Here is a 12304-nt window from a genome sequence, read left to right as displayed (position 1 = left end):
GCACCTTTCAGTGTCCGCTCCCACGCACATTAATGCTCAAATAGCGCCTTACCCTGCCGAGATCGAGATTGCGTATCCGCAAATCCGGGGGGCCACTCAGCATCCTCACCACAAACAACTCGCCCACTTCCGGAAACTCGGTGTAGCGCTCCTTAGCAATCTCCAATCCCGCCGATCCCGCCACCCTCAATCCGTCGAGATGCGCCTCCAGCCGCTCGACCAAACGCGCCAGCCGAGCCTCGTCCATGTCCGGATTCTCGTCCGGATGCAGCAGATGCCAGTCGTATTGCGTCCACAGGAATGCGGCCATTTCGGCATGCTGTCGGACAATTTCGCGAAGGATGGGTGCAGCCGGCATCAGTTAAGGTTCACCGATCCGCCGCGAATGCGGTTTGCGGCGCTGGCGTGGCTGGTCACATAGGTGCCGCGGATGGTGATGTGACCGTCCTTTTCCATGATGATCGTCGCCTTGCCGCAACGAAGCTCGATGCGCTCCTCTCCAATAATCCGCACGTGCTCTCCATCCCGAACGACATTGATTGTCGAAGTCTTGCGCGCCGGGTCCACGATCCGGCCAACGATCAGTGGCCGTGTCGCCTTTCCATCTTCGAAGAGCAGCGCGACCTCGGCACCAACCATCGCTGATGAAAGGTCGGCCAGGGTGCGCGCAGGCAGTGCGGTTTCGCGAGGATTGCCGGGAAAGACCACGAGCGGCGCGCCTGCCTCAAAGCCCAAGAAGATGCCGATCACTACTCCTTCAATACGCTCCCGTGTATCCGACATCAGATGCCCCTCAATTATGATTGATCTTGCTGCCCTTCCAAACGACCTCGCCCGAAGCCTTGCCGTTGAACTTGCCCTTGGCGTTCACAGTAATATCCTTGCCTTCGATCGAAATTGTGCCGTCTTTCTTCATTGCAATGGCCGCCGAGCCGCACTTGATGACGACGGAATCGCCGGCGTCGATAAGCAGATCCTTTCCTATCTTGATCAGCCCGTCCTCGCCCACCTCGACGGCGCTGCCCTTCGCGATCTTCACCGCCCGGGCGCCCCCAATCTGCGTTGCATCGTCATTGCCGATTTTCGCGCTGCGACCCTTTCCGATCTGGCTTGTCTGTCCGCCGCCGATCTCAACGCTCTGGTCGGCACCAATTTCCCAGCGGTCGGACGCACCGATGTCATGGCTCTGGCTGCTGCCCACACTTACCGACCTCGTCGCGCCAATGGTGTTCATCTGTGCCGCCCCGACAGTTCTAGTTTCCGCGGCTCCGACTGTGTCGATGCGGGCCGCCCCGACTGTTACTGTCTGGACGATGCCAACGGTCTGGGTGTGGTTGGAGCCAATCGTCTCGGTGGAATTCGAGCCGATGCTGATCGTTTCATCCACTCCGACGGTGAGCGAGCGGTTGGTCCCGACCGTCTCGGTATCGTTGGAGCCGATGTTGACCGTGCGGTCCACGCCGACCTTCGTCGTCTTGTTGTTGCCTACGTCCTCATCGAGGTTCACCCCAACAGAATGCTTGGCATTGTTGTCGATGCGGTCCGACTGATCGTGCTGGACCAGCTTGCTTCGGTCATTCTTGATGAGCAGATTATTGTCTTTCTGCGCCTGGAAATAGACTTCTTCCGATCCCGCCTTGTCCTCAAAGCGTAATTCGTTCCAACCTCCGCCGCCGGGCGAGGAATTCGTCTTCAGCCCCGACTGTGTGGCGTTCCCCGGTAGCCCGTATGGGGGCATCTCCTTGCCGTTATAGACCCTGCCAGTGATGATGGGCCGGTCGGGATCTCCTTCAAGGAAGTCGATGATGACTTCCTGGCCAATGCGGGGGATCTGAATGAACCCCCAGCCCGCACCTGCCCAGGTCTGAGAGACCCGCACGAAGCACGAACTGTTCTGATCCTTCTTGCCAAGACGGTCCCAGTGGAACTGCACCTTCACCCGCGCGTACTTGTCAGTGAAGATTTCCTCACCCGAGGGCCCGACCACCGTTGCCGTTTGCGGACCTCGCATGATCGGCCGGGGCGTGACCCGTGGCGGCCGATAAGTGCGGGAAGTCGGCGCGACCTGTAGGCTCGCGCGGAAAGTCTCTTCGCCCGCATAAGCAGCGGGGCGGTAGCCTGGATCAAACAGGCGATAGTCGGCGTGCAGGACGAGATATTCCGTGTTTTGATCCTTGCGGGGGAAATCCTCCAGTTTGAACGTGCAACCCGACGCCAGCCCACGCACCGTGCCGGCGGCGGCGATGCGCTGATGCGCAGCCTGAATTTCCTCGCGACGCACGACGGCGATCGCGTCGCCGCGCCCCACAGTTAGATGAGCACCGGGATGGCGATAATACTCTCCCTTTGCTTCCGCATGAGCAAAGGGCTGCGCCGACTGTGCCATCAGGTCGGCGGCAGGCTTGGTGAAATCGTAGTCCGTATGGGCGTAGGTGCCTGGCTGGACGGAACTGGTCGCCACCCACTCGGTAATATATTCCTGGTCCCGCCTTATCGGTTCGCCTTCGGCGCGGAACTTGACCGTGGCATAACCGGACGCAGGCTTCAGCTTGTTCATGGCATCGGCAAGGATGAGAGTGTGCTCGCCGTCGCCATACTCGAAAAAGTACATGATGCCTTCGTGCTCGAACAGGCGTTGCACGAAGTCAAGGTCAGTTTCGTCATACTGAACGCAGTATTCCCGCGCCTCGTAAGAACCCTGCAGCCGCTTTTCGAATTTGGCCGGCTTGTATTTCGAGAAGATCTCCTCGGCGATTTCCACGACACTCATGTTCTGGAAGATGCGACAATCGGTTGTATTACCCAGCAGCCAAAGCCACGGCCGCACCTCCGCTTCGTAGTATGCGAACCCTTCCTGAATGCGTATCAGGCGAAAATCCGTAACGAGCCCACTGAACCAGCGTTTGGGATCCCCGGCTTCCCCCTCGACCGATATTGGTTTTCCCAGGAGTTTTAGTGGGTCGACGTTCTCGTCGGAGCTGACAAATCCGACGGTGAACGCAAAGCAGCGGCTGATTTCGTCGTGGCCAATGAGATGTGTGAAGGTCAGCGTCGCGGGGTCGAGTGGCGTCCGGACGATTGTCTTGCGATCTTCGGCCATGCGGAGAGTGCCCCCTGTCTCGTGACGCCGGCAGTCTTTAATGATCAATCTACCATAAAGAGCAGCCGCCTCGAAAGATGCATGCTTATCTATACTCGATGGGCGAAGTATCGAAATGGATTGAAATTCCGCCACCAAGAACTGATGTTGGTGCCGAACCATTTCGGCTTATGAGCAATATCAAATACTCTTCTCACGTTTCCCAAATCGACAAAAGGAGAGGAAAGGCGCGGGTCATGGAGCATTGCTAGGAAATCCTGATAGTTAGGATGGCTGGAAGAGCCGATATTCTGACGTCGATATTCCTCCGGCGTGAACGTTCCCCAATTGCGTATCATCAGGAAGTGAACGCCGTCGGCACCCACGCTCTTTGCAAGATCAACGAAATCGGCCATCTCACGGAAATTTCGGGCCTGAACAACAAAATCCAAGCGAAACTGGTCAATCCTGCCTTCCGCGCGCAGCTGTCCCAAAAAGTCGAGGTTGACCAGAAGACTCTTAAAGGAGCCCAACCGCCTGACAACTCTGTATGTTTCGGCCTTTGCGGCATCCACGGAAACCCATATCGAGCTGACGTGGCCTTCCAAACCCAGCTCCTTCCAAGCTTTTTCGTTGCAAAGCAGGCCGTTTGTTTGGATCTGTATGCGCCGCGTCGTCGCGGGAATCTGGGTAAGCCGTTTAAGCACATAACGGAAATGGCGGCTTCCGAAGGGATCGCCACTACCCGTGACTTTAATCTGAACAGCATCTTGCAAGAGGGGCAGTATCTTGAGGTCGAAGTGTCGATCCAGTTGCTCGGACTCCCGATGCCCCAACTGGATCAAATGCGTTCGGCAGGAAGGGCACGAGAGATTGCAAGAGCGATCTTCTGAAAGGAGAATTCGACGCGGCTTGTGGTCCACCACAATTTCTCTCTCAGAGACGCAATGGCGATGCAGGGGAGACGTTAGCTCCTCTTTGAGAGGAAGTGTTCGGTTGACGATCTTTGGACAGTTCGTGCGGCTACAGTGCGAAAAATCTCCATCCAATACGGAACGTCTGATTTCTTGGGCCCGTGACGAGTTCCAGAAATCGTTGGTTTCATCCTTATAAATGGAACCAATTGGTGTTGGCATCCACGCCGAACAGCAGGTATGAACCGCGCCGTTCGCGCGTATTTCGATTTCCTCGAAGGGGTTATTGCAAAAGCGTCCGCGCAGCCATTCGTCAGCTGACAAAGATAGATCGAAGCTCTTCTCAGTGGCAGCGAGCAACAATCGCTGAGCAAAGATATCATGCTGATCGGCGGCGATACTGCGCTCCGCTAGTTCTTTGGCGGCGCTCCAGTTTTCAAATTCGATTGCCAGTAGTCCGGCAACGGCGGCGGCCAACCCATAGGCCTCCCCGTCTGCCAGCACCGCTTCAACGAAGCGATGTCCAAGAATATGTCCAGGACCGTCCGAAAGCGGAAATTCCTGCTCGAGAGCCGACCGCGCATGCTTTTCTGCGCGATTTGGTCCGATTTCGCCGCCTTCTTGGCGCAGAGCTAGGCGGTAACGCTTTGCACGTTCAGATTGTCTTTCCAAAAATCCGGCCAGAAATTCGGTCTGAATGCTCATAGCGCCTCTGGAAATGCCCCCTAGGCTTTGATCCTTTTTCCCGCATGCGAAGCTGCAAAAATTGAATTACTATAACGTCATGTAAATCTTGTCGCTGATCAAGAGATCGAAACCAACAATCAGGCTTACCGGCCAATGACGCACAAAATTTCTTCCTTGCGGCTTAGATGGACTTTCCTGATCCCGGTGGTGGCGCTTTTCTTGGTGGCGTTCTCATCGGCGGCCTACGCGGAACGGCGAGCGGCTGTCGTGGTTGGGAACGGTGAATACGAGTTTGCGCCTCTGGCAAATCCAAAAAACGATTCCAAGCTGATTGCCGCGACGCTGACGGAGCTTGGGTTCGATGTCCTGCTTTTCTACGACGTCAGGAAGGCAGCCGTCGACGACCTCGAAGGTGCAATCCGCGCCCATCTTGTCGGCGCCGACATGGCCATTCTCTACTATGCGGGGCACGCGTTGCAGCATGAAGGGCGAAACCTGCTACTACCCGTCGATGTAAGAACGGGATCGGCGAAGGAGGTTATTGATGACGCCATCGCCCTCAATTCCCTCATCGACATCGTCAAGGACGATCCGGTTGGTGTCAAATTGGTCATCCTCGACGCCTGCCGCAACAATCCCCTCACAGCCCAAAAGGGACTGGAGGAGGGTCTGGCGAATATCGAGGCCGGCGCAGGCCAGGTTCTCATCGCCTTCGCCACAGGCGCCGGCGAAGTGGCTTATGACGGCACGGGCGTGAACAGCCCTTATTCGTCGGCGCTTGCGAATGCACTCCAGCAGCCGGGACTCGACGTTTACGACACATTCAGGACAGTGCGCGGAGACGTGCGCGTCGCCACCAACGGATCGCAGATACCGTGGATCACCGGCTCGATCGAGACCAGGTTTGTCTTTCGACCGGGCGACGTTAAATCGGCACCCGAGGGCTCGGCCGGCAACGGGGAACTGACGCTCGATCGGGTGCTCTGGCACTTCATTCAGGATAGTCCCGACCCGACGGATTTCGAACGCTTCGTGAAGGCATTTCCCACGAGCCAGCTTGCGGCGGAAGCACTTGAACGCAGCAAACTCCAGATTGCGGCCCTGCATGAGCGCGGGCTTTTTGTCACTGGCGCACTTGCTGCGACACCGATTTCCACCGAGGCGCCATTGAGTGCAAAGACTGCAGCCGCTGGTGAGGAGTTTGTTTTTCAGCAGGCCGGCGAGCGCGCCGTAAGCGAGACTTTTCGTATCTGGCCACGCGAAATGCCGGCTACAGTCAGCGGAATGAAAACTCTTGTAACGGATTGCGACCTCTACGCAGCCGATCCAAACGACCCACAACGTGTTGTTCCTGGTGTCACGAACGGCCTCGTGAATGTTCGTGATGGACTGCGAGCCTGTGGCTTCGCTCTGGCTGCAAATCCCACAAATGCGCGTCTGCAGTACCAGTTCGGCCGGATTCTGGAAATAGCCCGACGCTATGACTGGGCAGAACACTTCTATGAACTCGCGGGCGAGCAGCAATACAGCGCCGCACTCGTCAATCTCGGATACATGGCGCGTGTCGGGTTGGGGCGCGAGGTGGATTACAAGCGCGCCTTCGATCTATACATGAAGGCGGCGTCTCTTGGAAATCTCAGAGCAAGGACGAACGTTGGAGCAGCTTACATACGCGGCCAAGGCGTACCAAAAATCCCCGAGGAAGGGATTCTATGGTACAAACTCGCAGCATCAAGCGGCTGGTCGAATGCGATCAATGCTTTGGGCGACAGCTTCCGCCGCGGCACAGGTGTGAAGAAGGATGATGTCGAGGCGACAAAGCTTTACGCCGCAGCAGCCGATGCCGGACAGATCGATGCGATAAGCAGCCTCGGTCGTGCCTATGTCAGCGGCCAGGGCGTGCCCAAGGATGTCAAACGGGGTCTCGATCTGATGCTCCGCGCGACGGAGATGGGCAACCAGTATGCGCCACTTTACGCAGGCCGTCTCCTTCTGAAAGGCGATGGCAAGGTATCCCGCGATACCAAACGCGCACTTTCACTGTTTGAATTGTCGGCTCGCCGGGGCTTTGAGGACGCGTATCTCGAACTTGCCAAAGGTTACGCCCAAGGCTCCTTCGCTCGCGGAAAGCCGGATCTGCGCCGGGCATATTTCAACGCAGTGCTGGCGACCCGTTTCAAGGTCGAAGGGGCGGAGCAAACCAGGACGTCCATTGGCGAAAAACTGGATGATGCCACACGAGAGGCGGTCGAAGGAGAGGTTGAACTATTCGTTCAGCAAAACGGACTTTGAGATTGGTCTCATAAAGACGGGGAGGGCAATGCGCTGGATTGTCGACAGAGCTGGCTGGTACTTTTCGCTAGGCAGGTCCACAAGAAACTCGAGCGCCATCGATTCAGCCGAGGAAGAGAAGAGCCTGCATTATGTCTTCCAAGACCCCACGCTCGAGGCTAATCCCAGGAGCCTGATCTCCGTCCTCGGCGTAATCCCCGATAATATTATAGAGATTATTGATACGGCGGTGCAGGCTTGCAAGGCCCACTCCGAATTTCCAATTGTTGTCCTGTCTGAATTGCGTCTGGACCTGATTGCTTCCCGTTCCGCTCCGTTTGAATTCATTCCAACACGCCAGCACTTGCCTTTGGTGCCCGCGGAAAACTATGGCAGATATGTTCGCCAGCGCTGGGCATTGATCATGGCGAAATGGGACATCTCAAACGAAATTGTGCTGTCATCGAGCATCGACGAATTTCTTGCCAATCAAATAGGAGCCGACATCATCCAACAGATCACGTGCGAGCAATCGAGGCATGCAAAGGCCGGTCAGCGCGAATACTGAAGACAAGCTGCTCGATCACCCTCGCGGCAATGGCCGAACCATTGACGAAATCGAGGCGCGCTGATCGCCGGCGAACCTCGGCCCTGAAGTCATCGGACAGCGCCAGATTGAGCGTTTCATTCACGCGATTCAACTCGGAATATCTCAAGCATAAGCCCAACCCTGCCGACTGGGCATAAGCAGCGCGAAGATGCTGGTCGTCCATTTCAGGCGCTTCATTGGGGAGGAAAATCGAGGGGATTCCCCCAAAGATGCTTTCATGGAAGCTGTTATATCCGGCGTTAGTCACGAGAAGATCGACCGCCGAGAAATATTCCGCCAGGGGATAAAGGCTTCTGCGTGGAACTGTCGACGCATCCTCTTTACAGGGCTTGGCAAGCGGATTGAGGATCTGGACCGTTTGCACATGTCGCCTTGCGAGCCCGGCGAAAATCAGCTCGGGCATGCCTGCGAAGTCGAAATTACGCTGTGAGCCAAGTTGTACTGCGACAGTGAAGTGGTCTGGATTGATGCCTAGTTTGGCGGCGGCTTCGCTCCGGGGCAATCCGGTGCCGGGGTCCAAAAGTAGCAAGGGGGGGACGGCCACCGCGCCAGGCAAATTGCGAGTTGGCCCGTGGTCCTCATCATGGGCAAATTCACCCGGCTCTATTACCATGTCGAATACGTCCTGCGCGTCCGCACTGAACTCATGACCAACGCGCCACAAGGCGCGACGTATCCATATCCAGGCCAAATCACGCCGGCTTTCGGCAACGGCAATCAATCCCGGGAATGGCCTATTGCCATCAAACACCACCGCCGAAACATCGAAGGCTTCCACTGCGCTCAGCAGCTCTTGCGCATATGCCCTGTTCCAACTTGCGTCCGTAACGCCCATCGCCAGGCCGCAAGGGATGTAGTCTACGGCGTGACCTCGCCCGTGGGCCAGGGCGGCGCCGCCCGATCTCGTAAAGAAGATGGTATCCACGTCATCAGACATACGCTCCGCGACAGCCATCAGACGAGTGATGTGTCCCAGTCCTATTCCATTCGTGGCTACGAAAAGTATTCGTCGCCTTGTGCCCATGCGCCTCGGCGGTGAACGGACCAAGTTGTCTTCGGCAATGCTCTCATTCGCATAACTATTAATTATCGTTCGACTGTTCTTCAGGACCGCGACCGTAGGCAGTTCCAGATCATCGTAGAGGCGAGCCATGCGTTCAGGGTACCGATCAATCGCAAATTTCCTCCGGACGAGTTCTCGCGCGGCATTTGATTGCTGGACGTAAGCTTGAGGCGAAGTGATGAACCGCTCGATGACGTTCCCCGTTTCAGCAATATCGCAGTAGGCGGCGCCATCTTCGAAGAGATCCTTAAATGAGGGATCGAGCACCGTTACCAAACCGCTGGCCATTGCTTCCGCGACACAAATACCGAACGCCTCCACCCAATTCTTGCTGTGGAAATAGACGTAAAAGTCCAGGCGACCGAGAAAGTCGGGTACGTCGGTTTCGGTAAAATCACGGATTTCCCAGTTTGAGCCGATCCACTGCTGGACTGTGTCGGGAACGCCGCCAAGGACTCTGATGCTGAAATCAGCCCGGTCCGGATAGGCTGCCCGCAGATCGTCCACACAATCGGGCCACTTCATCGGGTCCCCTCTCGTGTGTCGCCCCAGACTAGCGCAGTCTTTTGGGGCCTTTCTCTGGTGCTTGGGCCATTCGGTGAGGTCGACCATGTTCCATAGATCGCGCCGCAGAAGTGTAGGCCCTTGCCTGCCGAGTCCTTCGAGTTGAGATCTGACTTTCGGACCGACGGGAGCAAAGGCGACGGGAGCGCCGAAAAGGCGATCCAAAACGCGCTCTACGACTGCGAGATCGTATTGCTGAACGCGTCGGCCATCGAATAGAGGATGATGAACCACACACACGACGCGACGAGGCCGCAAACGCACCGGCGAAAGCGGCATCCGTTCAAACACGGCAGGATGATGCGCCAGAAGGATGTCGCAGGTCGCCTCTTCCGATCCGGTCAGCCAAACAATATTCGACTGCTCGATCGCGGCCGCCAAGCGGCTATCGAAGACGCCAACGGGAGACTGTTGATGCCCTAGAAATGGCAGAAAACCACAGCTCAACCCCCAAAGGCTCGCTGCCTTTAATTCGGCTCTTAATGCGCTCGACGTCCCGCCTTGAAAACGTGGATCGGCAGCATGAACAACATCAAAGTGCATCAGCCGACCTGGAGGATGTTTCCAATTCTGAGATAATCATGCGTTCCCCGTTTGCCGCTCGGCATCTCTCACAGAATTCGCAACCGGAGGAGCGTCCAATGCCTAGTAGGCTGTTCGTCCGGACCAAGTCCGCCGATACTTTACCGGCAAGTTTCGTACGGCGACAGGTTGCTTTTGAACCTTTGTCTTCATCCTGCTGACGGCCGAGCCTGCGTAGCAACTACGAGGATACCTCGCGAGGAAAGCCCTATAGGATTCGCGTGTATTTAGCCTTTGTGCTCGGCTCCAGTCCGCAGATTCGGCGGCACTTGGACGTGTGTTCTGACAGTTGCTGGCTTCGGAGGGAAGAGGTGCCGGAAACCGCCATGATGGCACGCACGCGGTCAAAAGGACCGATAGGAGGACGGAAACACGTTTTAAGAACACGAGAACGTCTCCTTCCGATAATAGTTAATTTACCGGTGATAAAACTTGAAAGTTGATAGTATAGAAAAAACTTTCGGATAACAAGCGCCAACCCGTAAGTAACGCCACGAGATGTCTTTACATTGGTAGAACGTAGCTCAGATCAACGCCAGCTTGCCGCTGGCTCAGGCAAGGTTATCCGATCTGGGTATCAAGCACAAGAATTCGCCAAGATTGACGAGGCGTGCACCTCGCCCAGATCAACGGCGGCGACGCAAGTCTCAACCCGATCACGACCTCCAGAGTGGGCTGCATCATCTGGCGCCATGGGTGCACGGCCCGGACTGTTGTGCGACGCGGCTTGACCTGGATCAGCAGCTTTGGACCGATCTTTCCGAGTGGGTCGGCCAAAAATCACGAGGGTCTCATCGCGGCCGTCTGAGACCGCCGTCGCCATCGGCTAACAGATTTGCGGCGGTTTGCTTCCCTCCCCAATTTTCCAATTTTCACGCCGCTGCTGATGCATCATGCAACCTGATCCGCTTCCAGACGATACATTATGCGATCTTCTGTAACGGGCTTTGCGTCAATCCCTTTTGAGCTTAAATCCCCCGCCGAGTGCTTGCTTCTGTCCGCAGTCGGAGCTGGGCCGCTATGGGGTCTGCTGAGGACCGGTTGGCCAATCTTCAGAGGCGCAGTCACCTCGTGCTGCTGATTGCATAGCGGCCTAACCCATCCATCAATTTGGCCAAAATCGCAGCTTCGGGCCGACTGGGCCTATATCGATATTATTTCAAGTAACAACAGGAACACCCGCAAACGGAACGCGGTGCAGCGCCGCGCTGCCGCAATCAAGCCGCACCAACAGCCCGCGTCTTCAGGATCGCCGAAAAACGCGGATCGAAGGTCCGGCTGATCGGTTCCGCGGCCGCACCGATCGCGACCGCCCAGGGGTCCGTGAAGCCCAGTTGCAGTCGCGGCGCGCTCCGCCCCCGCCGCTCGGCGATCGAGGGGAGCAGCGGATGGAGGGCGTCGAGGAGTCGTCGAGCGAGCCCGCGGGGCATGCCGCCGCACAGGATGATCGTCTGCGGATCGAAGACAGTCTCGAGTATCTGGATGGCGGCCCGCAACTCGAAGGCGATGTCGGCAACCCAGGTTGCAACACGCGCCTCCGGCGCGCCGGCGGCGGCGTCGATGCGGCCGTAAAGCTCGGGATCGGCAGGATCGAGATCAAGGATCTTGCAGAGAGAGGCGATCGATGCGCGGTGTTCGAGCGGGGCCCTGTCGGCGTCCGCTCCGCCGGGCGGCCGGCTGAGGATCATGCCGATCTCGCCGGCGTTCCCGTTGGCGCCGCGATAGAGTTCGCCGTTGAGGATCAGGCCGGCGCCGAGGCCGTATCCGAGATAGATGCAAAGGGCGTGGTCCACGCCGTGGGCGGCGCCGACCAACTTCTCCGCCGTCGCCGCGGCCGCCGCGTCGTTCTGCAGGCGCACGTCGAGGCTCGTCCCGATCGAAAGCGCGTCCAGCAGCGGAAAACTCTGCCAGGCCGCCATCATCCAGGGGTCGTCCTGATCGGCCTCAATGCCGAAAGGCCCCGGGATGGCGACGCCGAGGCCGACCAGGCGATCCTTCGACTTCGGCGCGATCGCCTCCAGTTCGCGCCGCGTCTCGGCGATCAGCGCCAGGATGGTCTCGACGCCCTTTGCCGGTCCGCCGGCGGGCAGGTTCGCCTCCTTGCGGGCAAGCACGGTGCCGACGAGGTCGACCGCGATCGTGCGCGTCACATGCCGATCGATCTGCAGGCCGATGGCAAAGGCGCCTTCCGGCACCAGCCGATAGGGTGTCGAGGGCTGGCCGCGGCCCTTACGGACGGCCGCGAGCGAGGCGACGAGCCCATCGTTCTCGAGCTCCTCGATGATGTTGGAGACGGCCTGCTTGGTGAGCGCTGTCGCGCGCGCAAGATCCGCCCGTGAGAGTTGCCCATTCAGCCTGAGGGCATCGATCATGACGCGCCGGTTGTGGGCGCTCGCCCCTTCCTGATTGGTGCCGCTCTTGGCCCGGATCGGGCGAATCTCGTTCATCCGGAAATCCCTCTTGACACATCTAGAATATTGAAGAAGAAATAAGTCAAGACAATTGACTTAATAAGGGGCCGAATGAGCCTCGGG

Annotated in this window: 8 protein-coding genes; 2 read left to right on the top strand and 6 right to left on the bottom strand. The window is 57.6% G+C overall.

All coding sequences use genetic code 11. The features are described 5' to 3' along the window. Positions 1-7: 7 nt before the first annotated feature. From AU381_RS27550 to AU381_RS29310, 4 genes are all read right to left on the bottom strand, one after another. Entirely contained in the window at positions 8-358 is a 351-nt protein-coding gene (locus AU381_RS27550; RefSeq protein WP_064244759.1) for a hypothetical protein, read from the bottom strand. Beyond that, a complete protein-coding gene (locus tag AU381_RS27545; protein WP_064244758.1) occupies positions 358-783 on the bottom strand; it encodes a DUF6484 domain-containing protein in 426 nt (141 codons plus the stop codon). The genes AU381_RS27550 and AU381_RS27545 overlap by 1 nt, the downstream gene beginning before the upstream one ends. Positions 784-793: 10 nt before the next feature. Beyond that, positions 794-3100, bottom strand: a complete 2307-nt coding sequence (locus AU381_RS27540) for a type VI secretion system Vgr family protein (RefSeq protein ID WP_064244757.1) — start codon at positions 3098-3100, stop codon at positions 794-796. Positions 3101-3189: 89 nt separating this feature from the next. Further along, on the bottom strand, positions 3190-4698 hold the full coding sequence (locus AU381_RS29310; RefSeq protein WP_082910398.1) for a radical SAM/SPASM domain-containing protein: 1509 nt from the start codon (positions 4696-4698) through the stop codon (positions 3190-3192). A 135-nt stretch (positions 4699-4833) separates the two neighbouring features. Here AU381_RS29310 and AU381_RS27530 point away from each other — a divergent pair, with 135 nt between their 5' ends. Then, positions 4834-6972, top strand: a complete 2139-nt coding sequence (locus tag AU381_RS27530) for a caspase family protein (RefSeq protein WP_064244755.1) — start codon at positions 4834-4836, stop codon at positions 6970-6972. A gap of 28 nt (positions 6973-7000) precedes the next feature. Continuing rightward, positions 7001-7519, top strand: a complete 519-nt coding sequence (locus tag AU381_RS29305) for a hypothetical protein (RefSeq protein ID WP_082910397.1) — start codon at positions 7001-7003, stop codon at positions 7517-7519. Here the strand turns inward: AU381_RS29305 and AU381_RS27525 are convergent. Next, the gene (locus tag AU381_RS27525) at positions 7470-9731 is read right to left on the bottom strand and encodes a glycosyltransferase (RefSeq protein ID WP_064244754.1); all 2262 of its coding nucleotides are present in this window, start codon (positions 9729-9731) and stop codon (positions 7470-7472) included. The genes AU381_RS29305 and AU381_RS27525 overlap by 50 nt on opposite strands. 1256 nt (positions 9732-10987) lie before the next feature. Beyond that, a complete protein-coding gene (locus AU381_RS27515; RefSeq protein ID WP_064244752.1) occupies positions 10988-12217 on the bottom strand; it encodes an ROK family transcriptional regulator in 1230 nt (409 codons plus the stop codon). Positions 12218-12304: the final 87 nt, after the last annotated feature.

It is taken from the genome of Sinorhizobium glycinis (genome assembly GCF_001651865.1).
In the GTDB taxonomy this organism is placed as follows: domain Bacteria; phylum Pseudomonadota; class Alphaproteobacteria; order Rhizobiales; family Rhizobiaceae; genus Sinorhizobium; species Sinorhizobium glycinis.
This window is presented reverse-complemented; position numbering and strand designations above follow the sequence as displayed.